Source organism: Acinetobacter sp. ACZLY 512 (genome assembly GCF_023614015.1).
GTDB lineage: Bacteria > Pseudomonadota > Gammaproteobacteria > Pseudomonadales > Moraxellaceae > Acinetobacter > Acinetobacter soli.
Map to the genome: position 1 here is coordinate 81,237 of NZ_JAKIVI010000004.1, position 26,269 is coordinate 107,505.

Annotated in this window: 21 protein-coding genes and 3 pseudogenes; 11 read left to right on the forward strand and 13 right to left on the reverse strand. The window is 39.7% G+C overall.

Annotation, left to right across the window (positions count from 1 at the left end):
• Positions 1 to 19 precede the first annotated feature (19 nt).
• Together L2096_RS06165 and L2096_RS06170 are read left to right on the forward strand one after the other, a co-directional pair.
• Entirely contained in the window at positions 20 to 2,137 is a 2,118-nt protein-coding gene (locus tag L2096_RS06165) for a TonB-dependent receptor (protein ID WP_250365064.1), read from the forward strand.
• Positions 2,138 to 2,155: 18 nt separating this feature from the next.
• Positions 2,156 to 3,052, forward strand: a complete 897-nt coding sequence (locus L2096_RS06170) for a hypothetical protein (protein WP_250365065.1) — start codon at positions 2,156 to 2,158, stop codon at positions 3,050 to 3,052.
• A 111-nt stretch (positions 3,053 to 3,163) separates the two neighbouring features.
• On the opposite strand, the gene L2096_RS06175 is transcribed toward L2096_RS06170, so the two are convergent.
• The 4 genes from L2096_RS06175 to L2096_RS06190 form a co-directional block, all read right to left on the reverse strand.
• Positions 3,164 to 3,868 (reverse strand): SDR family NAD(P)-dependent oxidoreductase, encoded by a 705-nt coding sequence (locus L2096_RS06175; protein WP_119026325.1) that lies wholly within the window; start codon positions 3,866 to 3,868, stop codon positions 3,164 to 3,166.
• Positions 3,868 to 4,494 (reverse strand): glutathione S-transferase family protein, encoded by a 627-nt coding sequence (locus L2096_RS06180; protein ID WP_250365066.1) that lies wholly within the window; start codon positions 4,492 to 4,494, stop codon positions 3,868 to 3,870. The genes L2096_RS06175 and L2096_RS06180 overlap by 1 nt, the downstream gene beginning before the upstream one ends.
• A 12-nt stretch (positions 4,495 to 4,506) precedes the next feature.
• Positions 4,507 to 5,526, reverse strand: a complete 1,020-nt coding sequence (gene curA / locus L2096_RS06185) for an NADPH-dependent curcumin/dihydrocurcumin reductase (protein ID WP_111813034.1) — start codon at positions 5,524 to 5,526, stop codon at positions 4,507 to 4,509.
• Positions 5,527 to 5,934: 408 nt separating this feature from the next.
• Positions 5,935 to 6,825, reverse strand: coding sequence for a DMT family transporter (locus tag L2096_RS06190; protein ID WP_004937151.1), 891 nt, complete (start codon positions 6,823 to 6,825; stop codon positions 5,935 to 5,937).
• 96 nt (positions 6,826 to 6,921) lie between these two features.
• On the opposite strand from L2096_RS06190, the gene L2096_RS06195 reads away from it, so the two are divergent.
• The 5 genes and pseudogenes from L2096_RS06195 (at position 6,922) to L2096_RS06215 (ending at position 13,069) form a co-directional block, all read left to right on the forward strand.
• Positions 6,922 to 7,467 carry a helix-turn-helix domain-containing protein gene (locus L2096_RS06195; RefSeq protein WP_250365067.1) on the forward strand — a complete coding sequence of 182 codons (546 nt, stop codon included), beginning with the start codon at positions 6,922 to 6,924 and terminating at the stop codon, positions 7,465 to 7,467.
• Positions 7,468 to 7,762: 295 nt separating this feature from the next.
• Positions 7,763 to 8,122 (forward strand): annotated as a pseudogene (locus L2096_RS06200) (hypothetical protein); the annotation flags it as partial.
• 48 nt (positions 8,123 to 8,170) lie between these two features.
• Complete coding sequence (locus L2096_RS06205) at positions 8,171 to 9,331, forward strand: efflux RND transporter periplasmic adaptor subunit (RefSeq protein ID WP_250365068.1); 1,161 nt, start codon at positions 8,171 to 8,173, stop codon at positions 9,329 to 9,331.
• A gap of 1 nt (position 9,332) precedes the next feature.
• Positions 9,333 to 12,437, forward strand: a complete 3,105-nt coding sequence (locus L2096_RS06210; protein ID WP_250365069.1) for a multidrug efflux RND transporter permease subunit — start codon at positions 9,333 to 9,335, stop codon at positions 12,435 to 12,437.
• Positions 12,438 to 12,523: 86 nt separating this feature from the next.
• Positions 12,524 to 13,069: a GNAT family N-acetyltransferase gene (locus L2096_RS06215; RefSeq protein WP_250365070.1), complete on the forward strand. Its 546-nt coding sequence runs from the start codon at positions 12,524 to 12,526 to the stop codon at positions 13,067 to 13,069.
• A 14-nt stretch (positions 13,070 to 13,083) separates the two neighbouring features.
• On the opposite strand, the gene adeS is transcribed toward L2096_RS06215, so the two are convergent.
• The 7 genes and pseudogenes from adeS to L2096_RS06250 all read right to left on the reverse strand — a co-directional run bounded on the left by adeS (position 13,084) and on the right by L2096_RS06250 (position 17,509).
• The gene (gene adeS, locus L2096_RS06220; RefSeq protein ID WP_250365071.1) at positions 13,084 to 14,175 is read right to left on the reverse strand and encodes a two-component sensor histidine kinase AdeS; all 1,092 of its coding nucleotides are present in this window, start codon (positions 14,173 to 14,175) and stop codon (positions 13,084 to 13,086) included.
• Complete coding sequence (adeR, locus tag L2096_RS06225; RefSeq protein WP_104124350.1) at positions 14,165 to 14,926, reverse strand: efflux system response regulator transcription factor AdeR; 762 nt, start codon at positions 14,924 to 14,926, stop codon at positions 14,165 to 14,167. The genes adeS and adeR overlap by 11 nt, the downstream gene beginning before the upstream one ends.
• A 275-nt stretch (positions 14,927 to 15,201) precedes the next feature.
• Positions 15,202 to 15,512: pseudogene (locus tag L2096_RS06230) on the reverse strand (sodium/glutamate symporter); the annotation flags it as partial.
• Positions 15,497 to 15,649, reverse strand: a pseudogene (locus L2096_RS06235) (arsenical resistance protein ArsH); the annotation flags it as partial. The pseudogenes L2096_RS06230 and L2096_RS06235, both read right to left, overlap by 16 nt.
• 5 nt (positions 15,650 to 15,654) lie before the next feature.
• The gene (arsB, locus tag L2096_RS06240) at positions 15,655 to 16,698 is read right to left on the reverse strand and encodes an ACR3 family arsenite efflux transporter (protein WP_151795896.1); all 1,044 of its coding nucleotides are present in this window, start codon (positions 16,696 to 16,698) and stop codon (positions 15,655 to 15,657) included.
• Between the two features lie 7 nt (positions 16,699 to 16,705).
• On the reverse strand, positions 16,706 to 17,179 hold the full coding sequence (locus L2096_RS06245) for an arsenate reductase ArsC (RefSeq protein WP_048763029.1): 474 nt from the start codon (positions 17,177 to 17,179) through the stop codon (positions 16,706 to 16,708).
• A gap of 6 nt (positions 17,180 to 17,185) precedes the next feature.
• The gene (locus L2096_RS06250) at positions 17,186 to 17,509 is read right to left on the reverse strand and encodes an ArsR/SmtB family transcription factor (protein WP_076032612.1); all 324 of its coding nucleotides are present in this window, start codon (positions 17,507 to 17,509) and stop codon (positions 17,186 to 17,188) included.
• Positions 17,510 to 17,941: 432 nt separating this feature from the next.
• Here L2096_RS06250 and L2096_RS06255 point away from each other — a divergent pair, with 432 nt between their 5' ends.
• The gene (locus L2096_RS06255; protein ID WP_250365072.1) at positions 17,942 to 20,026 is read left to right on the forward strand and encodes a catalase; all 2,085 of its coding nucleotides are present in this window, start codon (positions 17,942 to 17,944) and stop codon (positions 20,024 to 20,026) included.
• Positions 20,027 to 20,119: 93 nt separating this feature from the next.
• Here L2096_RS06255 and L2096_RS06260 read toward each other — a convergent pair whose 3' ends face one another.
• The gene (locus tag L2096_RS06260; RefSeq protein WP_151794965.1) at positions 20,120 to 21,208 is read right to left on the reverse strand and encodes a transcriptional regulator; all 1,089 of its coding nucleotides are present in this window, start codon (positions 21,206 to 21,208) and stop codon (positions 20,120 to 20,122) included.
• Between the two features lie 209 nt (positions 21,209 to 21,417).
• Entirely contained in the window at positions 21,418 to 22,395 is a 978-nt protein-coding gene (lipA, locus tag L2096_RS06265) for a lipoyl synthase (protein WP_250365073.1), read from the reverse strand.
• A gap of 340 nt (positions 22,396 to 22,735) precedes the next feature.
• Between lipA and L2096_RS06270 the strand changes: the two genes are divergently transcribed.
• From L2096_RS06270 to L2096_RS06280, 3 genes are read left to right on the forward strand one after another with little or no spacing between them, the layout of a single operon-like run.
• Positions 22,736 to 23,698, forward strand: coding sequence for a thiamine pyrophosphate-dependent dehydrogenase E1 component subunit alpha (locus L2096_RS06270; protein ID WP_048763454.1), 963 nt, complete (start codon positions 22,736 to 22,738; stop codon positions 23,696 to 23,698).
• Positions 23,699 to 23,713: 15 nt separating this feature from the next.
• Entirely contained in the window at positions 23,714 to 24,733 is a 1,020-nt protein-coding gene (locus L2096_RS06275) for an alpha-ketoacid dehydrogenase subunit beta (RefSeq protein ID WP_004946928.1), read from the forward strand.
• 1 nt (position 24,734) lies between these two features.
• The gene (locus L2096_RS06280; RefSeq protein ID WP_250365074.1) at positions 24,735 to 26,267 is read left to right on the forward strand and encodes a dihydrolipoamide acetyltransferase family protein; all 1,533 of its coding nucleotides are present in this window, start codon (positions 24,735 to 24,737) and stop codon (positions 26,265 to 26,267) included.
• Positions 26,268 to 26,269: the final 2 nt, after the last annotated feature.

A 26,269-nucleotide genomic window follows, 5' to 3' on the forward strand; every position in this document is an offset into this window, starting at 1 on the left:
TATAAATGAGATAAACATCATGAACAAAACAATGTTAAGCGTATTACTGCTGAGTAGTTCGGGGTTTTATACCAGTCAAACGGTCTGGGCAGGGGGAGAGTACATTGCCAATTTACCTACCATTACCATGCAGGCATCAGGCGATAACATAGATCCTTTAAACGGTGCGTTTACTGCATCTCAAGGAACAATTACACAAGAGCAGATCGAAACGCGTCCTTTGTCTCGTCCGGCTGAAGTATTAGAAACCATCCCTGGCGTCATTGTGACGCAGCACAGTGGTTCCGGAAAAGCGAACCAGTATTTTCTACGCGGTTTTAATCTGGATCATGGTACAGACTTTGCCACATCAATAGACGGTCAACCGCTTAATATGGTGACACATGCGCATGGGCAAGGTTATACCGATCTAAATTTTTTAATCCCAGAACTGATTCACAATATTGATTATCACAAAGGTGCAACTTCTGTCGATGATGGTGATTTTGCCTCTGCTGGAACAGCAAAAATTTACACCCTTCATACGCTGGAGCGTCCATTTGCACAGGTAACATTGGGTAATCATGATCTACTACGGTTTTTAGGTGTTGGGCATGTAAAAATAAATGACGGTGAGCTAATTGGTGCCTTTGAAAATCAAAGCAGTGACGGGCCTTGGACAAATCCTGAAAATCTGTCTAAACAAAATCTCTTTTTAAAATATTTTAAAGGCGATGAAGATCAAAACACATCGTTTGGTCTTCAGCATTATCAAGCAAAATGGGACGCCACAGATCAGATTCCTGAACATCTGGTTCAAAATGGGCAGCTTGATCGTTTCGATAGTCTAGACCCTTCCGATGGTGGAAAATCTAAACGCACAGCATTGTGGTTCAATCGCAATCAGCGTGCAGATCGTGAGTTTTCACAGTTTTCTGCCTACGCGGTCCGTAGTGAACTGAATCTTTTTTCAAATTTTACTTACTTTTTAGATGATCCGCTGCGTGGCGATCAGTTTGAACAAGCTGAAAAGCGCACCTTACTGGGTTTGAAGTTTCAAAAGGGATGGAGTGATCGATGGTACGATAAAGAAATGCTCAATATTGTCGGGTCATCTCTTCGTTATGATGACATTGATGGTCTAGGCTTACATCAAACTCAAAATCGTCAACGATTCAATACAATACGTGAAGATGATGTCAAACAAACCACGCTCGGCGTTTGGGGACAAAATCAGATTGCATGGCAACCTTGGTTGCGCTCAATTATAGGTTTACGTGGTGACCTTTATCATTTTAATGTGAATTCGGATCGAAATGAAAATAGTGGCCGAAAAACAGATCACATTCTGAGTCCGAAATTCAGTTTGATTTTAGGGCCATGGAAAAATGTCGAATATTACATCAATTATGCCTACGGATTTCATAGTAACGATGCAAGGGGCGTTACGACAAAGCTCAATGTAGATCCGCGTGACGCAAATTACTTACAACCACTTGATTCGGTTTCACCACTAGTACGTACAGTGAATAAAGAGCTGGGTTTAAGAGCACATTTGATTGATAACCTCACCACCACACTGGCATTATGGCGCCTGGATTCTGACTCTGAACTACTGTTTATTGGTGATGCGGGCACCACTGAGCCCAGCCGGCCCAGTAAACGCCAAGGGATTGAGCTGAGTAATTTTTATCAACTCAATGATTGGGTGATGATTGATATTGATGCGGCATGGTCAAAAGCGCGCTTTAAAGATAGCAGTGAAGAGGGCGATTTTATTCCCGGAGCCATCGAAAAAACGCTTAGTGCGGGTATAAGTTATAAATTGAATGACCAATGGAGTTTTGGCGGTCGTTTACGGTATTTCGGCCCTCGAGCATTGATTGAAGACAACAGTGTTCGCTCGGACTCATCGACAATCGTTAACTTACTAGCCAGCTATCAACTGAATAAAAATATCTTCACACAAATAGAACTACTCAATGTATTGGATAAAAAGGTGAATGATATCGAATACTACTATGCATCGTGTGCTGCACAAGATTTCAATACTGCGGCATGTGCGCCTGGTTCTGCTGAAAGAGAAGGAATTTCAGATAAACATATCCATCCGAGTGAAGGGCGTAACCTAAGATTCACCTTAAGGTATTTATTTTAAATCGCTGGGGAGTCAGCTATGAGACTTCATGACCAATCCAAGATTTCACCTTTTGCTTTATTTTTCACTGCAATATTGCATATTGGATTGGTCGTGTTTGTTATTTCTCGTCCAGTTGAGCAAACGCCAGAAATCAAAAAAGGTATGAGTGTTATCTTCATGCCAACAAGCGCTGTTGAACAAAATGATTCGTTGAGTTTTAAACCCGCCGTCAAAATGCCACCCATGCCAGAAACATTGATTGAAACGCCTTTTGGTCAGTATGATACGCAGAGTTTGGGGCAAACAGCCCAGTTAAATGTGCTGGAGTTTAGCCAAGAGGCAACAAAGGGAAATCAAGCAATTGATCCTTTACTGGCGGCCCAGCTTAGAGCCAAACAAGCCATTCGTCGGGCTAAAGTCACTTCAGATCAATATCAGTTGAATCCTGAAAAAATCGATCCCGCTTTGCTATCACAATTAAATTTAGAGCCCAAGCATCCCGATACATCACACGTTAAGAATGTTCAGGCGCCACAAAATAGTGAGCTTGTCCAGATCATCGAAATATATCCCTTTATAAGCGATCAAATAGAAATTGAGCAACTTACTCAAGCATTAATGAATCAGCCCTATACTCAAGAACAGATTTTTCAAGAGAATCAGTTGAAACAGCAAATTTTGAGTAAAACAGAGAAACAAATACTTCAAAGCTTTGCTCAACATATCGATGAACTCGTTTTCCTGATTTTACCTTCACAGTCTCGCGTTATACTGGTTCAATATACTGCCGATTTAATTCCCTCCGACGATATTCAATCATTTTTAAAAACGCTCGATGTTGAGCCACTCATTCAGAATAAAAAAGCTAAACCCTATCTGGTGAAAGTGAATATCAACGAGTTGATGAACATCACAACACAAAACGGTGTTTAGCTTTTTTTGTTTATTGCATGACCTATCGAGAGTAGGGCTGCACCTATTTTCCACTCTTTTGAATGATAGGTAACCAAGCCTATTCAAATCAAGCAGATTGAAAAGATCAAATCACCATGCCATTTCATGACCCTGAAAATCAATAAATTTGTGTTGGTTGCTGCCGATAGAAGCCTGTATTACCTTTACCAGTCCTGCAGTACTTTCTTTGACCGTAACAGGCGCTTGGCTTCCGCCCATCTCTGTTTGAACCCAGCCCGGATGTAAATTCAACACACCGATATTCAGCGGAATCGCCTCATTTTGTGCAAAACCACGGCTGATACTGTTTAAAGCGGCCTTGCTGGCACGATACAACTCCATACTGCCATCGTCATTGAGCGCAACACTGCCCATTCTTGAACTCATAAATGCAATGAGGCTGTTTGCTTTCATGAGTGGAAGGAATTTTCTGGCAATGGTCACAGGTGCAATGCTGTTAACCCAAAACAGGTCTACAATTTCATTTGGCTGTGATTGTTCGACGCGCTGATGTTCTGGCCCCGCTATACCAGCAGACACTAAAAGCAGATCTATTGAACCTTCTGAATATTTGCTGGTGATCATATTGGCAGTATCTAAATGACTCAGATCTAGCTCAGCCAATTCCAGTTGGTCTGGATATTCTGCAAGTAATTGTTTGAGGTCATCGGGTACACGAGTTATATCTCGAAGTGTCGCAATAACGCTCCACTGCTGAAGAAGTAATTCCCGAACCAGTCCTAAACCAATTCCTCGTGAAGCACCCACGACAATAGCACGCTGATTTTCTTTCATTATGACTTTTCCTGTTCGATTTTGACCGCGGCTTGCCAGCTTGGCAGTAAACTCAAGCCCTCAACATAGCGTTGAATATTTGGATACTTTTTACCTTGTTGCATTTGATGAACTAAAGCATGTAATCTAAAGCCCATCATAAAGTCAGCACCAGTTAAACGCTGATCAACAAAGTGCTTTTTATCTGCCAAATAGTCATCTAAGAAACCAAATACTTTTTCAAACTCAACTTGCGTATAGCGTTCTAAAAATACCAATTCTGTACCTTGCTTTGTTTCCATTGCATTAAATGTTTTTAACAAAAATGGCAACATGGCAGAGCTTTCAGAAAAATGAATCCATTGCAGGTAATCTGCATAGAGATCTTCACTTGAATCGGGTGCTAAATGTGGTGCAAGTTTGGCAATTAAAAGCTCAACAATCGCACCAGATTCTGTAATCACTTTACCATCCCATTCTATGACAGGCGATTTCCCTAAAGCATGGATTGATTTCAACGAATCTGGAGCTAAATGCGTATTCAGATCACGATAGTAGCGTTGTAACTGATACGGCTGTTGAATCTCTTCAAGTAACCATAAAATACGAAAAGAACGTGATTGATCTAAATGATGCAGTGTAATCATAAGGCTTCCTTATTAGAGTTTGACCACGACTTTGCCAAAGTTTTCACCCTTTAACATGCCATTGAAAGCGTCAATCACGTTATCTAAACCTTGCACCATATGTTCTTTGTATTTGATTTTACCTTCTTTTAGCCACTCAGACATTTGCTGATTAAATTCAGGGTACTGGCTACCATAATCATCAAAAATAATGAAACCTTGCATGCGAATTCGTTTTTTTAATAGGGTAGAGATAAAACCAGGCAGGCGATCTGGCCCCTGTGCTTGTTCGGTCGCGTTATATTGAGCAACTACGCCACACAAAGGTACACGTGCAGCCGAGTTAAGTAATGGCCATACAGCCTCAAAGACTTTTCCGCCTACATTTTCGTAATAGATATCAATGCCATCAGGAACAGCCTGTTTTAATTTCTCTGCGAAATTTTCATCACGATGATCAATACATGCATCAAAACCGAGTTCTTCGACAGCATAACGGCATTTTTCCGCTCCGCCAGCGACACCGACCACACGACAACCTTTAAGTTTACCAATCTGTCCGACTGTTGCACCTACGGGGCCAGTTGCAGCGGCAACCACTAAGGTTTCACCTGCTTTAGGCTGACCAATGTCTAAAAGCCCCATATAAGCGGTAAAGCCAGGCATTCCTAAAATACCTAATGCCCAAGCAGGATGTTCGGGCTGCATGCCCAAACTTTGACACGCCGTGCCATCTGAGATCGCGTAAGCCTGCCAACCATTTCCAGAAAGAATCCATTCACCTTCTTTAAACTTTGAGTTTTTAGTGGCAACAACTTGACTCACTGTTCCACCAACCATTACGCCACCAATTTCGACAGGTGCTGCGTAAGAGGGGGCATCACTCATACGACCACGCATATACGGATCTAGTGATAGATAAACGGTTTTTAACAAGATTTCGCCTTGTTTAAGCTCAGGAACCTGAACTTCCTCAATTTTGAAATCACTATGTTTTGGTTCACCGACTGGTCTTGCAGCTAAAACAATACGCTGATTGGTAATATTGTTCATTGATTTAACTCCATATTCTGTATAAGAAACACTTCTATACAGAAATTAGAAATATTGATTGATGACCTTAAAATCGATTGTAGGTAAGTTGTGATTAAAATCAAGACGACTGGTCTATTTTTTAACAATAGAGAACATAATTGATATGAATCTGTGAGTTTTGATTACGTATGAGACAGACTCTGACATTTCAAAAAAACTTCTTTAACGACGAAGTGATTTATCGTATTTGGTTTTTTCTCACAGTAGTTGATTTATTAGAATTGAAAAATGGAAGTGAAACACTTCCATTATAGTTTTACACAAAAATACTTATATGAAATTCAAAAGTCTTTTGTGGCGCATTCAGATTTGTTTTGACGAGCTCAAATCATTTAAATGCCTATTGAAAGAGAAATCGCCATTTCACTATCTTTTAAAAAAATAAATCCACAATTTTTTAAACTTTAACTCACTGACTAACACGCCCAATAAAACTAAAATCCCTCCAAAAATCGATAATATTGATAGTCGCTCCCCAGCCAAACGGCCAAAAATTGCAGCCCATACAGGTTCTCCAGAATATATAATTGCAGCTTTTGATGGATCTACCGTACGTTGTGCCCAATTCATTGCGAATTGAATTAACGCGCTCGCACATCCTAATGCACCGACAATCAGCATAAACTGCCACGAAAGATTAGGAATGTATTCCGACTGGCTAAAAGGAATTGCTACGAAACAGGCAATGGAGGCCACAACAAGCTGAATAAACGTTACCTTGCCTAAATTCACTTTACCCGCAAAGAATCCAATTAAAATAATCTCCATGGCAATTCCGATCGCACTGCATATGGTCATGATCTGTCCGTAACTTAAATCTATTTGAGACATACTATTCCCGGTAAGCAAAAGCAGACCAAAAAATGCCAGTACAACTCCGATCCAGATATTAAACGCAGGTACTTTTTTAAAAAAAAGAAAAAGCAATATCGGCACAAAAGGGACATAAAGCGCCGTGAGGAATGCCGACTCACTACTTGTGATCGTTTGCAGGCCTACCGTTTGAAATACATAAGAAAAGGCGATAACGATACCAATGAAAAAACCGGCAATCACTTCTTGACGGCTGAAATTTTTGAGCTGCTGATAAGACACCAGAAATAGAACAGCTGCCGCGATACCGAAGCGTGTACCTACAAAAAAAATTGGTGAAGTAAAGTTCAGAGCATAATGTACGGCTAAAAAAGTACCACCCCAGAGAATTGTAATGAGGATCAATACAATTTCAGGAAATTTTGAAGACGAAGTGATTGACATAGTGAAAGACCAACAGAATGTGCAATATATTACCCATTATTGCATTAAATTAATTTTTTGTGCAATATACTGCTCAAAACATTCAATAGATAGCGTATGACCAACAAGGTATTAGAGTTTGTAGGGCAGAATATTAGGCATTTCAGAGAAAAAGCCAGCTTGAGTCAGGTTGAATTGGCAAATTTAGCCGGATTAAGTAGGCGCACAGTGATAGCTCTGGAAAGTAATCAGATGAATATTAGCTTGGCTAAACTCGATGCAATTGCATCTGCTCTTAAAATAGACTTTGTAACGCTTGTAAGTGATCACGCTCATGATCTTCCAAAATTAACGAATGTCTTGGCTTGGAAAGGCAGTCAACCAGAGAGCTATGCAACTTTAGTGGGTGCAATGCCATCAAAACATCAGACAGAAATGTGGGTATGGTGTTTGGGTACAGGGGAAAAGTATGAAGCAGAACCCGATGCCGATGGATGGCATGAAATGATATGGGTGTTGGAAGGCGAGCTTACTCTTCAAATTAACGATACAGCGCATATTTTAAAAGCAAATGAAAGTTTGGTATTTCCAAGCTCTACTCATTACATCTACATCAATTCAGGATTAAATACGGTTAAATTTATCAGGAATGTAGCGCATTAATTTTGTGAATTTTTTTGACTGGCAGTATTTGTTTGGCTTTTACCAACAATGCTGATGCATTTATTGTTTATATCTTAAATATCTCTGCCATTTGAGCCTAGAATAGTCAAGATTATATGAAAATTCAAAATTAAATAGAGATTATAAAAAATTATTTAAATGCTTAAATGAGAAGCGTTAGACAGCATCAAAAATAGCGTTATCGCGTCTAAATTTTTAATGCTTAGTTTCTAAAATTAAAAATACCCTGTAGTGATGAGCTTAATTTAGGAGTATCTCAGCATCTATTTGATACATAGTGGACCGGCAAGCACAAGCAGTGATTCCACCAAGAAAAAATGCGAAGTTATCGAAAGATAAAAAGACGGGCTCGCTAAAACGCAATAAGTTGCTTCAACCAGTTAAGTGTTTAGAAAGAACTATTTGGAAGAAATGGTCAGGCTATCACTGGTGGAGTCTAGTTGAAACCAACATATATTGCATGAAATTGCTAAGGGATAAACTCAGTGCGAGAAATTTTCAAAGCCAAGTCAATGAGATTCATGCACGAGTAGCAGTATTAAATAAATTTACAGACTTAAGTAGACCAGATACCCGAGTTGTAACTTTACGTATCTCTCCACACAATCTCAACACAATATTGGCAGAAATTTGAAACTAAGTTTTAACAATACCAACTGTCACTAATTTTGTTGTAGTTAAAATGAACAAACACTTTCATCTTAAGCTTTGTGTGTTGGGGATGAGTGCAGCCATGCTTATGGGTTGCAAAAAAAATGCTGAAGAAATTCAAACTGAACAGCCACCAGCGGTTGTCAGCGTTTTTACTGCACAGCAGCAACCAATTCACCTTATTGAAAATCTACCTGCACGCGTAGCAGCGTATCGGACTGCCGAAATTCGTCCACAAGTCGGAGGAATTGTGGAAAAGGTATTATTTACACAAGGTTCTGATGTCAAAATAGGTCAGTCTTTGTTCAAAATTAATTCCGATATCTTGCAAGCAGATGTAGAGAGTAATCAAGCTACATTACAACGTGCTCAGGCTGAAGTGATACGTTTAAAATCGCTTCTTGGCCGTTATGAACAATTATTGTCAAGCCATGCCATTAGTCAGCAAGAATATAACAATACTGAGACAGCTTATGATCAAGCGAAAGCCGATGTTGCTCAACTAAAAGCAGCATTAACCAGACAGAAATTAAACTTAAAATATTCTACGGTTACAGCACCTATTTCTGGTCGTATCGGTCAGATTTTAGTGACGGAAGGTGCATTGGTTGGTCAAGCAGATACTAAAGCGATGGCTGTCATTCAACAGATCAGTCAAGTTTATGTCGATGTGAAACAATCTATTAGTGAATATGAGAAATTACAAGAAGCGTTACAGCAAGGAACAGTATCCGATGTGCAACCTCAAGTCGTTATTTTAAACAGTCAGGGCAAGCCTTATCAGGCAAAGGGAAAATTACTGTTTTCAGATACTAATGTTGATCCTGATACCGGTGATGTCACAATCCGTATTCTCGTCAATAACAGCCAGCAAGAACTTCTACCGGGTATGTATGTGCGGGTCAATATCAATCGTGCTGTAATTGACAACGCGATTTTGATACCAGAACGAGCAATTCAACATGATATCAGTGGAAAGACCAATGTTACGGTTATCAATTCACAGGGACAGGCTATTGTTAAACCTGTTCAGTTAGGGCAGCGTTATCAAAGTAATTATGTAGTAACCAGTGGCTTGAGTGCTGGTGAAAAGGTCGTGGTTGAAGGTGCGGAACGTATACAGCCAGATCAGAAATTAAAAATTAAAATCTGGAAACCATCTGTAGCTACCTCTGAAAAAGGAGCACACTAAGATGTCTCAATTTTTCATTCGTAGACCAATTTTTGCTTGGGTGATTGCACTATTTATTATTTTATTTGGGGTATTGAGTATTCCTAAATTACCCATTGCCCGTTTTCCAAGTGTAGCACCGCCGCAAATCAGTATTACCGCAACCTATCCTGGGGCGACGCCTAAAACACTCAATGACAGTGTAGTCACATTGATTGAGCGCGAGATGTCAGGGGTTAAAAACTTACTATATTACAGTTCAACATCGGATAATTCAGGAAGTGCAACCATCACGGCCACCTTTAAGCCTGGTACAGATGTTGAACTTGCTCAAGTCGATGTACAAAACAAAATCAAAGCAATTGAATCAAGGCTGCCACAGTCGGTAAGGCAGCAAGGTTTGATGGTTGATGCTGCATCATCTGGTTTTTTGATGATTGTGGGACTTAATTCTTCAGATAATCGTTACTCTGAAGTTGATCTGAGTGATTACATGGCTCGCTTTGTGATTGAGGAGCTTAAACGGGTCAATGGCGTAGGTAAGGTTCAAAATTTTGGTGCAGAAAAGGCGATGCGTATCTGGGTCGACCCTGATCGCTTGGTTGCATATGGACTTAGTATTAAAGATGTCAATACAGCCATTCAAAATCAGAACATTCCGATTTCTCCCGGTCGAATCGGAGATTTGCCTGCATCAAAAGATCAGCAAATTACCATTCCATTAACCGCTTTAGGTCAGCTGGAAAATATCGAACAATTCGAAAATATTAGCCTTAAATCAAATAAAAATGGGGCGAATGTAAAATTATCGGATGTTGCTCGAATTGAAATTGGTGCGCAGTCTTATAATTTTGCCATTCTGGAAAATGGTAAACCTTCTACAGCTATTGCTATTCAAATGAGCCCTGGTGCCAATGCAGTGAAAACCGCTCAAGGGGTTCAAGAAAAACTCGATCAGCTCAGTGCTTCTTTGCCACAAGGTATGAAATTTTCTATTCCATACGATACAGCTCCGTTTGTAAAAGTATCGATTGAAAAAGTAATTACCACTTTGCTAGAAGCAATGGTTCTTGTCTTTATCGTGATGTTTTTATTCCTTCACAATATTCGCTATACCCTCATTCCTGCGATTGTTGCACCAATTGCCTTACTGGGAACCTTTTCAGTCATGCTGATCGCAGGGTTTTCAATTAATGTGCTGACTATGTTTGGCATGGTGCTCGCCATCGGAATTATTGTGGATGACGCGATTGTGGTGATCGAGAATGTTGAACGGATTATGGCAACAGAACACTTGTCTCCTGTAGAAGCGACCTCAAAAGCCATGACCGAAATTACCAATCCCATAATCGGGATTACCTTAGTCTTGGCTGCGGTATTTTTACCGATGGCATTTGCTGCAGGCTCTGTGGGAATTATTTATCGTCAATTTACCATGACTATGTCGGTTTCTATTCTGTTTTCAGCATTCTTGGCGCTGACATTAACGCCTGCCTTATGTGCAGCGCTATTAAAACCTATTCATGCACATCAAGAGAAAAAAGGATTTTTTGGCTGGTTTGATCGAAATTTCGAAAAACTGAATAATCAATACGAAAAAGTACTGTTTCGAGTCACCCGGCATGTTTTGCCTGCGATGTTCATTTTTGTTGGCATTGTGGCTGTACTGATCTTCAGTTTTAAAATGGTGCCAACGGCATTTATGCCAGAGGAAGATCAAGGCTGGTTTATGACTTCCATTCAGTTGCCGGCAGATGCCACTCAGCAGCGCACTCTTAAAGTGGTTAATGAATTTCAGCAATTTCTTAATCATGAAAAAGGCATTAAAGATAATATGGCGATTTTAGGATTTGGATTTAGCGGTTCAGGTCAGAATACTGCTATGTTTTTTACCAATCTGACCGATTTTAAAGAGCGAACGATCACTGCACACAAAGTTGTGAATAATGCCAATATGGCCATGACCGATAGCTCAGAAGGGCAAACAATGTCTGTTTTACCCCCTGCGATCGATGAGTTAGGAACATCGTCTGGTTTTACTTTGCGTTTACTAGATAAAGGCAATATTGGTATGGATGCTTTGATCAAAGCACAAAATCAGCTCATTACACTTGCTACGCAAAATAAAAAACTTACTGGCGTATATGCTGAAGGTTTACCGGAGGGGAGTACGGTACAGCTAAAAATTGATCGTGAAAAATTACAGGCATTAGGTGTCAACTTTAGCGATGTCACGGATATTATTTCGACTTCTATGGGATCTATGTATATCAATGACTTCCCCAATCAGGAGCGTATGCAGCAAGTGATTGTACAGCTAGGTGCCAAATCTAGAATGAGTATTGAAGATATTGGTAAAATTAAAGTGAATAGCCAGAGTGGTAAACTGGTATCGATGGCTGAAGTGATCACACCTGTTTGGCAGCATGCCCCTCAGCAGTTCAACCGTTACAATGGTCGACCGTCTTTAAGTATTACGGGGAGTCCCGCAGCAGGATTTTCTTCTGGGCAAGCGATGCTTGAAATGGAACGTCTCATTACGCAACTGCCTCAAGGTGTCGGTTATGAGTGGACGGGAATTTCTCTCGAAGAAAGACAGTCTGAAGCACAGACCACATTCTTACTGATCTTATCGATGCTGGTGGTGTTTTTGGTCTTGGCTGCACTGTACGAAAGCTGGTCAATTCCTTTATCTGTGATGTTGGTGGTTCCTCTTGGCATGGTCGGGGCGTTTATCGCGGTGATGGTAAGAGGCATGCCCAATGACATTTTCTTCAAAGTGGGTTTGATAACCATTATTGGTCTATCTGCAAAAAATGCGATTTTGATTGTTGAGTTTGCCAAAACATTAAGACAAGAGGGTATGGGCTTGGTTGAGGCAACCGTCGCCGCAGCAAAACTAAGATTACGTCCTATTTTAATGACATCTCTTGCATTTACCTGTGGTGTAATTCCCTTGGTAATCGCAACAGGTGCTAGTTCGGAAACGCAAAAAGCCATTGGTACAGGCGTGTTTGGCGGTATGATCAGCGCCACCATTCTGGCAGTCTTTTTTGTTCCTGTGTTCTTTATTTTCGTGATGAACATTGTAGAAAAATTCTCTCAACGAAAACATTCTCACAAGTAGTTCATGTCCAATATAGTCATGAGATAAGGCGTGTCCGCTTTATCTCATTGGATAATGTTGTTGAGTATTCAAACGAGGTTGATGTAATGCAAGTAAGAATTGAAACATCACGATTGATTTTGCGAGCATTTGAAATTGAAGACGCAAGTGATTTGCTGGCTTATCTTTCTCAGCCGAAAGTCAATTGTTTTATTGACGAACAAATTTTAAAGATTGAACAAGCGATTGAAAAAATAAAAACAAGACAGCAGAGTAAAGATTATCTTGCAGTTCAGTTAAAACAAACCAATCAGGTCATTGGGGAGCTATTTTTTATTCATGAAGAACCAGATACCTACTCTGTAGGATGGAACTTCAATGCAACTTTTCATGGCCAAGGCTTTGCCTATGAGAGTGCTGATGCATTCTTAGATCATCTTTTCAAGCAGCTCAATGCACGAAGAATCTACGCTTATGTCGAGGAAGATAATCATGCTTCACAAAAACTGTGTGAACGGTTAGGTATGCGTAAAGAAGGATGTTTTGTCGAATATATTTCTTTTGTTCAGCATGAAGATGGAACGCCAAAATACGAAAATACTCTCCAATACGCCATATTGAAAAAAGAGTGGTTAGATAAAACTAGGGTTTGAGAACTTTTTTGGCGCTATGACTTTTTCAAGAGAATGGTAAAACAGCTACCACCAAAATCTGTTGATGTCGTATAGGTGATTTGTCCTTGATGTGCCTCAATAATGGCGTAAATCACTGCAAGCCCCAGACCAGTTCCACCTTCCGAGCGTGATCGAGATTCTTCTAAACGATAGAAGGGTTTGAATAAGTGTTCGAGGTGCTGCTCATCGATACCTGGGCCTTGATCTTCAAGCATTAAAATCCAATGGTCTTGGGTTGTTTTGGTTGTAATGGAAAGTTTGCCAGCGTCCGCATAACGTGAAGCATTAGAAAATAAGGCAATCAACACCTGTTCCATACGTGTTACATCACATCGCGCTGTTTCATGGGTCAAATTAAAAACTACATGCAATCCTTTGTGTTCAAAGCGATCTTGAAACATTTGAAAGCACTTAAAAATACTGTTCTGAAGGTTTGTTTCTTGGATATCTAAACGAAATTGTTGGTTTTCAACCAAAGTCAGCGTACGTAAATCTTCAACCAAGTAGGATAATCCTTCTACTTGACTGAGCAAGCTTTGATGTAACTGCGGATCTGCTTCAAAAACACCATCGACTATTCCTTGTAATCGACCCTGTAAAATAGTGATCGGGGTGCGAAGTTCATGTGCAATTGCCGCATTCCAAAGAGTAGAGTTTTTGACTGAGATCTCGAGCTGATTGGCCATGGCATTAAAATTCTGGATTAATGACATAAGTTCATGTGGAATGTGTGCTTGTTGCTGTTCAATTCTTAATGAAAGATTTCCTTGCTGGATTTGTTTTACGACATTGGCCAGTGCATTGATGGGCTGAGTGTAACGTTTAGCGTATCTGAAAGCTAAAAAAGTGGACAGCAAAAAGCCCGTCAACACGACCAAAAAAGTCCACAGATAGTCTACTGAAGTAAAAGAAAAATTATCAGGGCAAGCGTTCTTGAGATCGAGTAAACCTTTTTCTGTTGCCCAGCCATAAACCAAATAACCTAAACCAAAAGAGAAAATAGTTATTCCCAGATTCAGTACGCTCATCATAATCAGTAGTTGAGCGCTAATACCAATCGAATTTTTATTCAGTTTAGTTCTCATGATTTTGATCTAATCGGTAGCCTACACCACGTAAATTGATGAAATATCCCAAAGCGCGTTTTTGTTCAAGCTTTTTCCGTAAGTTACTGATATGGCTGTCTACGGTACGATCAAGTGTCGTTTTTTCGGGCATGCACTTCTCAATTAATTCAGTCCGGGTAAATACCTTATTCGGACTTTGCAGCATCAACTTTAGAATATTAAATTCAGTCAGCGTGAGATTCAGCATCTGCTTTTGATCATGTTGAAGGACATACGCCAAATGTTGTTCAAGATCAATTTCAATGGATTTATAGTTCAGATATTTCTTTTGTTGCTGCTGTAAGGTACTGCGCCGTAATACGGCTTCTACACGAGCAATCACTTCATTCGGATTAAAGGGTTTCACCACAAAGTCATCGGCACCCATTTTTAATGCCATAATTTTATTGTCGAAATCGTCCATAGCGGTGAGCATGATCACAGGAATATTGCTGTACTGTCTTAAAACGGTTAATACTTCCCAACCATTTTTTTTTGGTAGTTTAATATCTAAGATCACGAGATCAATAGCATGGACTTTTAATAATTCTAGTGCCTGTTGACCTTGTATAGCACGGATTACATGCATATTTTCTTTTTTTAAATATCTTTCAAGAATATCACCAATGTCAAAGTCATCTTCGACTACAAGAATGGTTTTATTGGATAAATCACAGGAATGATAGGATGTGTTCAAGGGAATACCGAAGCGTACTAAAATTAAGGTCATGAATGTTTTTTAAAGTATAGTGATTTTATAAAAATGTCTAATCGGATAGCGGATATTTTTATTAGTTTTAATGGCCATCTAATAACTTTTAAGCGTTCTTGATGAACGTTAATGAAATAGAAATAAAAGCACTGAATTTGAGATTTAATTGAATCGCTAAGACCTATAACTTGGATATAAGTAAAGAATGATCTATGAAAAACGTCTAATGTATAAGATAGAATTAGATAACTTAGATCAAAAACTTGATCAGATATGCTCTGATCAAGCTCGCTTTAACCAATAAACTTCAAGATTAACTGAATAACTGTTGCATTGATAAGATCCACAAAAAATGCGCCGCAAAGTGGAACAATCAAAAAGGCTTTATGCGACGGACCATACATATTGGTAATTGCTTGCATATTAGCAACGGCAGTTGGTGTTGCACCCATCGCAAAACCACAATGACCTGCTGACAGCACCGCAGCATCGTAATTTTTTCCCAAATTCTGACCTTAAAAACGCCTTCTAGTACATTTCTAAGAATCACGCCACCTGCCAATGTCCAGACAAATGTAGGAAGTTCAAACCAAGAACCTTTACTGCCAATCGACTATATGAACGTTCTCGATTTGAGCCATAAAGCAAAAGTATACGTGGTGGATGATCCAGTGCTTTGGCTTGTACTTTTTCTAAAGTTAGTTGGTCGAGAAGATTTATATCTATATTTGGGAGAGACATCGAAATCACACCTCAGTTTTGAAAAACTTCTTTCTAAGCCATAAAGATACGCTGACCAATGCGATCAATACGGGAACCTCAACCAAAGGTCCGATCACTGTCGTGAATGCCACAGGAGAAGCTAAACCAAAAGTTGCGATTGCCACAGCTAGCGCTAATTCAAAATTATTTCCCGCAGCGGTAAATGAAATTGCAGTAGTTTTAGGATAGTTATTTCCCATCCATTTACTCATAAAGAAGCTAATGAAGAACATCACAATAAAATAAATTGTCAATGGAATTGCGATGCGTAATACATCCAGAGGTAAGCTCACCACATCGTTTCCTTTGAGGCTAAACATCGCCACAATGGTAAACAATAAAGCAAGCAAACTGAGCGGGCTGATCTTGGGCAAGAAGACTTGTTGATACCAAACTAAACCTTTGGCTCGAACCAATAAGAATCGGGTGATAAAACCGAGTAAGAACGGAATTCCTAAATAAACCAATACCGCATGAGTAATCGTCCAGAAATTAACATCAATAACTTGACCTGCAACACCAAAATACGGAGGTAAAAAAGTGAGAAACAGCCAAGCATACGTACTAAAAAATAGAATCTGAAAGATACTGTTGAAAGCCACCAATGCGGCAACATATTGATTATCGCCACAGGCCAGACCATTCCAAACTAGAACCATCGCAATACATCTTGCTAAACCAATCAGGATCAAACCCGTCATGTATTCAGGGTAGCTCTGCAAAAAGATAATCGCCAAAGCAAACATCAAAACAGGCGCAATAATCCAATTTTGCACCAACGACAGAGTTAAGGTTTTTTTATCTTTAAATACTTGCGGTAAAGCAGCATAGTCCACTTTGGCAAGCGGTGGATACATCATCAAAATCAGTCCCAACGCAATTGGAATATTGACTGAGTCAATGCTCATTTTATTCAAAGAAACAGAGACCTGCGGAAAGAAAACGCCAATACCGATTCCTAATGCCATGGCAATAAAAATCCATAGCGTAAGATTACGATCTAGAAAAGACAGTCTTTGTCGAGCCATGATGTTCTCATTCAATATTTGAGATCTGATTAATCGCTGCGATCAATTCAGTACGCGTCATATTTGTGCTATCTAGTGCAAACAAAGCATCCAAACGACGATGAATATGTTTAACCGTCACTTGGAATGCTTGTAGTTTTTCTTCTTTTGGCAAATCTAAATGTGAAGGATCAGCCAAGCCCCAATGTGCTTTAATCGCTGTACCTAAATACAGTGGACAAGGTTCTTGCGCTGCTGAATCACAGACTGTGATCACAACATCTGGCTGGTATTGCTCGCAGTCATCAATGGTTTTACTCCATAATCCATCAGTTGAAAGACCCATATTTTCTAGGGTTTCGATAGTGAGAGGGTGAACCTGTCCTGATGGTTGGCTGCCTGCACTATAGGCTGTCCAGCCTGCTGGAGCCCGATGATTGAACAGCACTTCAGAAAGGATACTGCGGCAACTGTTTCCGGTGCATAAAAACAAGAATTTCATTCGTGCTTACTCGCAATGAGTTGGGATGGATGATTGTGCATTGACTAGATTGATAGAGTGATCAGACAGATTTGACAGGATATTCAGAATATCCTTGGCCCATTCTGGAAGGTTCGGATTTAAGCGGTAATACACCCATTGTCCTTGTCTTTGATCCAGTAAAATGGAAAGGTTGCGAAGCAGGGCTAAATGTCTGGAAATTTTGGGTTGACTGAGTTGTAAATGTTCTGTCAGTTCACACACGCAGACATTGTGCCGAGCCAAAATCAACTTAAGAATATCGAGTCGAGTCGGATCGGAAAGACACTTGAAGAAATCAGATTGATTCATACGTTGTCGCTTATATATTTGATATTTCGAATATACGCATATGCATATATGAATGCAATATTTTTTAGCATTCTATGGAGTAAAAATTGAATAAATTTGAATAATTAATGTTAATAAAACTTAAATAAAGCTAATTTAAAAAGGCTAAACTGATTGCAAATATATTTTGACTTCAAACTTCGTCAATTTCAGGGAAGATCCGCTAATAGTTTAAACAAGTAAAATTATAAGCTCCATATTTATTCCCGAGCAGACTGATACGGCAATCAATGAGTAAGATGGTGAGTACATATCGCATTTAGATTGTTGCTTTAACGTTATCAAACCGTATCATATAAAAAAAACTACTTAATTCTCAGATACTATCTTGAAGTCTATAAATATCATTCACAGTTTTTGCATTTTTTAAAAATACGAACTAGGAAAAATACAATGAGCAGAAAATCCAATAAGGACAATGCCAAGATCACACAATTCGAAAATGAAAGTTATGTCGATCCTAAAGGGAAGACACTCACGAGTTCACTGGGTGTTCCTGTATCCGATAATCAAAATAGTTTAAAAATTGGCGATCGTGGACCAACGTTACTCGAAGATTTTCTACTACGAGATAAATTAATTCATTTTGATCGTGAACGTATACCAGAGCGAGTTGTTCATGCTCGTGGCTTTGGTGCACATGGTTATTTTGAAGCGTATGAGGGAAATGAGAAATGGACGAAGGCTCAATTTCTTACAGATACAACTCACCCGACACCAATTTTTACCCGTATTTCAACGGTACAAGGTGGGCGTGGATCAGCAGATGTCGTCCGAGATGTACGTGGATTCTCAATTAAATTTTACACGCAAGAAGGCAACTATGATTTAGTTGGGAATAATATTCCGGTATTTTTCATTCAAGATGCGATTAAATTTCCTGATTTTGTTCATGCTGTTAAACCTGAAGATCCAAACGAAGTTCCTACAGGGCAATCTGCACACGATACGTTTTGGGATTTTGTTTCTTTAAATACTGAAACTGCGCATATGACGACTTGGGTCATGTCTGACCGAGCTATTCCTCGTAACTTACGTTCTATCCAAGGCTTTGGTGTACATACATTCAGATTGATTAATGCGCAAGGCAAAGCGCATTTGGTTAAATTTCATTGGACACCAAATCAAGGCGTCGCTCAGGTTGTTTGGGATGAAGCATTGAAGCTAAATGGTAAAGATCCGGATTTTCATCGCCGTGATTTGTGGGATGCAATTGAAAATGGAAATTATCCAGAATGGGAACTAGGAGCCCAAATTTTCACTGAGGAAGAGGCTGCTCAGTGGGATTTTGATGTATTAGATCCGACAAAACTTGTGCCTGAAGAGCTAGTACCGGTAACGCCATTAGGTAAATTCGTACTTAACCGTAATACAGATGATTTCTTTGCTGAAACAGAGCAGGTTGCATTTAGTCCTGCAAACATTGTTTCAGGAATCGATTTCAGTAATGATCCTTTACTTCAAGGGCGTTTATTTAGTTATACAGACACGCATCTCCACCGATTAGGCACAGCCAATTTTAATCAGATTCCAATCAATAAACCTGTATGTCCATTTCATACTAACCGACGTGGAGGTTTTGCCAACCATGAAGTTTACAAAGGAAAGGCAAATTATGAGCCAAATTCAGTAGATGAAAATTGGCCACGTGAGGCTGATCAAGACAAAGGTGCGTTTAGCTCTTATCCAGAACCTGTAGAAGCAAGTAAATTGCGTGTGCGTCCTGAAAGTTTTGCTGATCATTTCTCTCAAGCTACGCTTCATTACAGCAGTTTAAAAAAACATGAACAACAGCATATAAAAGATGCTTATGCATTTGAATTATCAAAAGTACAAGATGAAGTGATTCGTCAGCGAGTTATCGATCGAGTTCTAATCAATATTGATAAAGATCTTGCCACATATGTTGCAAATGAACTCGGCTTAGAGCCATTAATGCAACCTGAAACAGATCAGCAAAGTCAGGTGAAAATTTCTGAAAAACTGAGTATCGATGCTTTTAAAGCACCGGATATTAAACAACGAAAAATCGCAATCTTGGTACATAATGGCGCAAATGCTAGTTCGGTAGATGCAGTCAAAGCATGGGCTGAAGGTGAAAATGCTGTTGCGGAAGTTCTTGCTCCAAGTGCAGCTCCCGTTAGATCTAAAGATGGCAAAGAGATTGCAGTTGATGGTCGCCAAAATGGAGAACCATCTGTCACTTATGATGCTATTGTCGTGATTGATGGAGATAATTTAGATACTTTTAAAGCCGATGGCGTAGCAAAATATTATGTTTTAGAGACTTACAAGCATCTGAAACCCATCTATTTGCTTGACGATAAAAAGTCACTTCTCGATTATTTTGGTATCCATCAAGATGATGCTATTTTCACTAGCGAGTCTTTTAAAGATCAACAGGATAAATTTAAATTAGCCATACAGAATCACAGACTTTGGTCTCGAGAAGATGTAATAGCAAGCGTTCCAGTATAAATTTAGGAAAAAGTCTAGAATCAATATTGAGTTCTAGACTTTTTGGTTCTCAGCACATTGTAGGTCGTAATGATCTCAATTAACTCAATCTGCTTAAACAAATTTTGAAAAACGATCGTGATAGATACTATCTTTTGGGATCAGTTCAAGCAAACGTTGCACGGCATCGACTCGCTCTGGTAAATAACCGATAATTTTTAGTAGTTGATCTACATCCTGTAGTTGATAAATTAAATAGCTTAAACGAGCATCAAAACTTTCTCTCCATGCACAAAGATAAGGACTTTCAGTTTTAGACAAAAAACTTCCTTTATATAAAGAAAAAGTGCTCGCTAAAAATCCGGCACTTAAAGAATGTTCAGCTTTTAAAAAATCACATTCAACTTCACAAGTTAATTTATATACTCGGGAATCAATGCAGTTAGGCAACAGATTACGTAATTGAGACAATTCTGATTTAAGCGTTTTGACACTAACGTCTCGATCGCCATACAAAGCATAATGTAGCTCATCCAAACTGATACCTTTTGGACGTAGAACCAGAATGCATAAAATTTCAATTTGGCGATGAGTTAACACTAGGGGTGTTTGATTAAATATAATTCTTGGTGTTCCTAATGCATGAATATATAAAATATTTTTTTGTTGAGTTAACAGCGATTGACGTACTAAGTCGGCACAACGCTCAACAGCTAAAACTCCCAAAGGCGTGTGTTTTTTATACTTGGTCGATAAATTAATAACACCATGAAAATGATTAGATACTGGATCAATAATAGGGGCTGCATAGCACACCCAGTCTCGTACACTATTCATCTGATTTTCATGAGAATGTACACAACTCGAACGATGACTATTGAGCGCCATCCCGATGGCATTTTTACCCACAGCTTGAGTAGACCAGTGACCACCTTCAATAAAATTGACTTGTTCTGCAGACGATAACATCGTTCGACTACTCCAGGTCCATAGTAATGTACCTTGATGGTCAGTTAAGCCTATTGCCATTTCGGAGTCATAGGCGATTTTTGACAGTTCATCACAGGTTTGGTGTATAGATCGATCAAATATAGAATTATGTTCTTCATCACGCAAAAGAAGAATCGGGGCTGCTTTTACATCAATCTGATTAACTAAATGTGTTGTTTGTAAAGCTGAATTTATTTTTTCCAAATGATTCATTCCATATTCCTTTATGGTTGAGCAGCGTATTCGCTTGAGTAAAACTATTTATTATTCCGACACCGCCTATATCAACGTTCTATTGGGTTAATTGATTTGCAGACATTTAATTCCATATGAAAAACTGTAATATGAAAGAATTCTTTTTTCTATCGAATTTTAGTAAGTTTTGAGCATATAGATTTTTACTCAGGTTGAATCCAATTTCTTCAGTCAATTCGATTAAGTTGGTCAGATAGTTGCTGTCCGTAGTACTGCTTTTCAGCAAAGTAACTCGATCTGACCAATGGGCCGCTCCAAATATTTTTAAATTTTAGGCGCTCTCCATGGATCTGATAATGTTTAAATTCTTCTAAGGTAACAAAGCGATGAATGGGCGCATGAGATTTCGAAGGCTGTAAGTATTGATCAATAGTGACATAGTCTACTTGGTAATCTTTTAAGTCATTTAACAATACAATTACCTCTGCCTCCACTTCTCCTAAACCCACCATCAATCCGCATTTGGTGGGAATGTCTGGACAATAGTGTTTGAATTTATTGAGTAGATCCAATGAATGCTGATAGTCAGCGCCTGGTCGCATGGCTTTATACAGACGCGGAACGGTTTCAATATTGTGGTTAAAAACGTCAGGTGGATTTTGACTCAAGATTTTAAGCGCAATATCAGCACGGCCACGAAAATCAGGAACTAAAATTTCAATCAAAGTATCTGGGCTGGTTTCACGAATTTCTCGAATGCAATCAGAGAAGTGTTGTGCACCGCCATCTTTTAAATCATCTCGATCAACCGAGGTGATCACCACATACTTTAATCCTAAATTCTTAACCGTTTCAGCCAAATTCTTTGGCTCATGAATATCTAAAACTTGAGGACGACCATGAGCCACATCGCAAAATGGACAACGTCGAGTACATATATCTCCCATAATCATAAATGTTGCCGTGCCACTGCCAAAACATTGCGGCAAATTAGGACAAGCTGCTTCTTCACACACCGTGTGAAGCTTTTGTTGTCTTAGTAAATTCTTGATCATTCGAACTTCTTCAGGCTGACTCATTTTAGTTCGAATCCACTCAGGTTTCTTTGGCGTAATTTCTGTTGCAACAATTTTAATTGGAATACGTGCTATTTTTTCAGCGCCTCTTAACTTATTTCCAGTTAATATTGTGTTATTTAAATCCATTTTAAATGCTCCATTATTTAAAAATAATTAATATAAATCCCGATCTTCATTCGCTATTTTTATTGCACCAATAATATAAAACTGGGCAAAAAACATATCATATAAAATAAAGGTTGGTTAAAGGTTTGTTTTAGCATGTATATGAATAATATAAAAAAATTACAAATTTTTTGATTGTTTAACCTTTTGTTTTTTATGTTGATCTTACTGATTTAAAAATTAATTTTTTTTAGTCTAATATAAAATTAGAGAAAAATATTCTTATATAAATATACGGTTTAAAAATCTGATTATTCAATTTTGGATTTCTTTTTTAGCGTAATCAATAAGGAATAAATATATGCAGTTAACGGAAGAGCAATTGCTAGCAGCATACAAAAGAATGCGTGACATTCGTGAATTTGAGGATCGGCTTCACGATGAAAACAATACAGGTGATATCCCAGGATTCATTCATTTATATAGCGGTGAGGAAGCAGTTGCTGTAGGTATTTGTGAAAACCTAACAGACAAGGACTTTATCACATCAACACATCGTGGTCATGGACACTGTATTGCGAAGGGGTGTGATATCCACGCCATGATGTTAGAGATCTTTGGCAAAGATGAAGGCCTGTGCCGTGGTAAAGGCGGCTCAATGCATATTGCAGACTTAGATAAAGGTATGCTTGGTGCAAATGGTATTGTGGGCGGCGGCCCACCTTTAGCAATTGGGGCTGCTTTAAGTGCCAAAACACTTAAAACGGGTGGTATTGGTTTGTCGTTTACAGGCGATGGTGGTTCAAATCAGGGTTTAACTTTCGAAGCTATTAATATGGCGGTGGTGTTAAAGCTTCCTGTCATTTTTGTTTTTGAAAATAACGGGTTTGGTGAAGGCACGGCACATGACTATGCTGTAGGCAGTAAAGATATCGCAGGCCGAGCAGGAGGCTTTGGCTTACCTGCTGAAAAAGTAGATGGAACAGACTTTTTTGCTGTGTATGAAGTTGCACAAAAAGCCATTGAACGTGCCCGCCGTGGTGAAGGCCCGAGTGTGATTGAAACGGTAACCAACCGGTTTTATGGACATTTTGAGGGTGATCCGGGGCTTATCCGTTCTAAAGAAGAGCTGGATTATGTGAAAGAACATAAAGATCCATTGAAAATATTCCGTGAAAAAGTCAAAGACAAAATTGACGAAGCCAAACTCGATGCGATAGATGCTCAGTCTAAAGCCAATGTAGACGATGCCGTTGCAAAGGCACGTGCAGCTAAGTACCCAGAAGTTTCTCAGTTACTTACCGATGTATACGTCTCTTACTAAAGGAATAGTAGAAAAATGCCAAATAAAAGTTATCGAAACGCAATTAAAGAAGCAATCGAATTAGAAATGCGCCGAGATCCAAGTGTTATTGTGGTTGGTGAAGATGTTCGTGGTGGACATGGCGGTAAAAATACCGATGACAATAAGCTGGAAGGTTTTGGCGGAGTACTTGGCGTAACCAAAGGCCTATGGACTGAATTTGGCTCTGAACGAGTCATTGATACGCCAATTACAGAATCTGCGATTATCGGTATGGCGGCAGGTGCTGCTGCTACAGGTTTAAGACCGGTAGCAGATTTAATGTTTATGGATTTTTATGGCGTGTGTTATGACATGCTTTATAACCAAGCGGCGAAATTCCGCTATATGTTTGGAGGGAAAGCCAAAGCACCACTCGTTGTACGCGGCATGATTGGTGCGGGTTTTTCCGCTGCAGCACAGCATTCTCAATCACCATATAACGTATTTGCGTCGGTACCTGGTTTAAAAGTGGTGGTGCCTTCTAGTGCTTACGATGTCAAAGGATTATTGATTCAAGCCATTCGAGATGATGACCCAGTGGTCTTTTGTGAACACAAAATGTTATACGACATTAAAGGCGAGGTACCCGATGAAGCCTACACCATTCCTTTTGGTGTCGCAAATTACACCCGTGAAGGCACAGATATTACAATTATTGCCTTAGGCCTGATGGTACATCGTGCCAATGACGTTGCCGACAAGCTTGCAAAAGAAGGCATTTCGGTTGAAGTGGTTGATCCTCGTACCATTTCTCCACTAGACGAAGATGGCATTTTAGAGTCCGTAGCTTCAACAGGTCGGGTGGTGATTGTTGATGAATCTGCCGCGCGTTGCGGTTTCGGACACGATGTGGCTGCACTTATTGCCCAGAAAGGCTTTCATTATCTTAAAGCACCAATCGAGTTAGTCACTCCACCACATTCACCCGTACCATTTTCACCTGTATTAGAAAAAGAATGGCTACCAAGTGTAGAACGCATCGAACAGGCTGTACGCAAGACGTTGGAGGCTTAGGATGAGCGAAATTAAAACCTTAGAAATCCCAAAATGGGGTTTGTCCATGGAAGAGGGCACAATTGCCCAATGGCTGATTCAGGAAGGTAGGCAATTTAGTAAAGGACAGGAAATTTGTGAAATTGAAACCACAAAAATCGTCAATGTTCTGGAAGCACCTTTCGATGGCTTGCTACGAAAAATCATTGCTAAAGACGGTGACACACTAATTGTAGGTGGAGTCATTGCAATTTGTGCAGACGCTCAAGTTTCCGACGCAGAAGTTGAAGCATTTGCACAGTCGTTAGGCGGCACACCTGCGGTAACTGAAAATAAAGCGGTAACAGCAGTTCCTGAAAAAGTAGCTGTAGCGCAAGTTGAAACCGAAGTACAAGCTGCTCCTAAACAGAACAGTGTTGGTAATGGATCAAAAGTGGTGACTCAGGGCGGATATTCTATTCCTGCTGCGTTACAAGGCTACCAGCAAAACAATGATATTTTTGCAACGCCGCATGCCTTGAAATTAGCTCAAAAGCACAATGTAGACTTGTCTCAGATTACGGGTTCTGGGCGTGAAGGTCGTATTAGTGTTCAAGATATTCAGACCGCAGTTCAAGCTGCTGGTGGTTCATGGCCAGATGTACGACATCAAGCCAGTACCAAGGCCGCTAAATCTAAAGCAGATGATAGTCATGTTTTGGCAACACCTGTTGCCCGCCGTTTGGCCAAACAATGGGACATCAATTTGCATGATTGCCGTGCATCGGGTTCACGTGGACGAGTCTGCAAGGAAGATGTTGAAGCTGTCTATCAACGTGAAAACCCTATAAATGCTCAACATGATCATGCGCAACCGACAGAGTCCGCACAATTTACCACTGTAGCGATGAATGGTATGCGTAAAGCAATCGCTTCAAGGTTACAAGCGGCAAAACGCAATGCACCACATTTTCGCTTAACAATAGACCTAAATGTTGAATCGGTTCAGGCTTTGCGCCAGCAAATTAACAATACGGTGCCGCAAGTTAAGCTGTCTATCAACGATATACTGATTAAAGCTGCTGCTGCCGCACTGATCAAAGTTCCGCAGGTTAACGTTCAGTTTGATGAAGAAAATCAGCAAATTCTACAGTTTGAACAAGCTGATATTTCGGTTGCTGTGGCCATCGAAAACGGACTGATCACACCAATTATTAAAGCAGCGAACCGTAAATCTTTGGCGCAAATTTCCAATGATATGCGTGATCTGGCGACACGTGCCAAAACTGGAAAACTAGCACCTGACGAGTTTCAAGGCGGTAGTTTCAGTATTTCCAATTTGGGGATGCTGGGTATTCAACAGTTTGATGCCATTATTAACCCACCTCAAGGTGCGATTCTGGCCTTAGGTATAGCAGAAAAACGTGCTGTCGTCGAAAATGATGAGATTGTTGTTCGTGAAATGGTGACAGCGACTTTATCTTGTGATCATCGTGTCATTGATGGTGCGTTGGGTGCTCAATTCTTATCGGCATTGAAGCAGTTTGTCGAAAATCCTGCATTAATTTTGGTGTAGGA

Bases quoted from the DNA above. Each gene is read 5' to 3' on its own strand.
- L2096_RS06190 (WP_004937151.1), bottom strand. From the start codon at position 6,825: ATGTCAATCACTTCGTCTTCAAAATTTCCTGAAATTGTATTGATCCTC.
- L2096_RS06260 (WP_151794965.1), bottom strand. From the start codon at position 21,208: ATGAATCATTTGGAAAAAATAAATTCAGCTTTACAAACAACACATTTA.
- arsB (WP_151795896.1), bottom strand. From the start codon at position 16,698: ATGGCTCGACAAAGACTGTCTTTTCTAGATCGTAATCTTACGCTATGG.
- L2096_RS06195 (WP_250365067.1), top strand. From the start codon at position 6,922: ATGACCAACAAGGTATTAGAGTTTGTAGGGCAGAATATTAGGCATTTC.
- L2096_RS06180 (WP_250365066.1), bottom strand. From the start codon at position 4,494: ATGATTACACTGCATCATTTAGATCAATCACGTTCTTTTCGTATTTTA.
- curA (WP_111813034.1), bottom strand. From the start codon at position 5,526: ATGAACAATATTACCAATCAGCGTATTGTTTTAGCTGCAAGACCAGTC.
- L2096_RS06205 (WP_250365068.1), top strand. From the start codon at position 8,171: ATGAACAAACACTTTCATCTTAAGCTTTGTGTGTTGGGGATGAGTGCA.
- L2096_RS06170 (WP_250365065.1), top strand. From the start codon at position 2,156: ATGAGACTTCATGACCAATCCAAGATTTCACCTTTTGCTTTATTTTTC.
- L2096_RS06165 (WP_250365064.1), top strand. From the start codon at position 20: ATGAACAAAACAATGTTAAGCGTATTACTGCTGAGTAGTTCGGGGTTT.
- L2096_RS06215 (WP_250365070.1), top strand. From the start codon at position 12,524: ATGCAAGTAAGAATTGAAACATCACGATTGATTTTGCGAGCATTTGAA.
- L2096_RS06255 (WP_250365072.1), top strand. From the start codon at position 17,942: ATGAGCAGAAAATCCAATAAGGACAATGCCAAGATCACACAATTCGAA.
- lipA (WP_250365073.1), bottom strand. From the start codon at position 22,395: ATGGATTTAAATAACACAATATTAACTGGAAATAAGTTAAGAGGCGCT.
- L2096_RS06210 (WP_250365069.1), top strand. From the start codon at position 9,333: ATGTCTCAATTTTTCATTCGTAGACCAATTTTTGCTTGGGTGATTGCA.
- adeS (WP_250365071.1), bottom strand. From the start codon at position 14,175: ATGAGAACTAAACTGAATAAAAATTCGATTGGTATTAGCGCTCAACTA.
- L2096_RS06270 (WP_048763454.1), top strand. From the start codon at position 22,736: ATGCAGTTAACGGAAGAGCAATTGCTAGCAGCATACAAAAGAATGCGT.
- L2096_RS06250 (WP_076032612.1), bottom strand. From the start codon at position 17,509: ATGAATCAATCTGATTTCTTCAAGTGTCTTTCCGATCCGACTCGACTC.
- L2096_RS06175 (WP_119026325.1), bottom strand. From the start codon at position 3,868: ATGAAAGAAAATCAGCGTGCTATTGTCGTGGGTGCTTCACGAGGAATT.
- L2096_RS06280 (WP_250365074.1), top strand. From the start codon at position 24,735: ATGAGCGAAATTAAAACCTTAGAAATCCCAAAATGGGGTTTGTCCATG.
- L2096_RS06275 (WP_004946928.1), top strand. From the start codon at position 23,714: ATGCCAAATAAAAGTTATCGAAACGCAATTAAAGAAGCAATCGAATTA.
- adeR (WP_104124350.1), bottom strand. From the start codon at position 14,926: ATGACCTTAATTTTAGTACGCTTCGGTATTCCCTTGAACACATCCTAT.
- L2096_RS06245 (WP_048763029.1), bottom strand. From the start codon at position 17,179: ATGAAATTCTTGTTTTTATGCACCGGAAACAGTTGCCGCAGTATCCTT.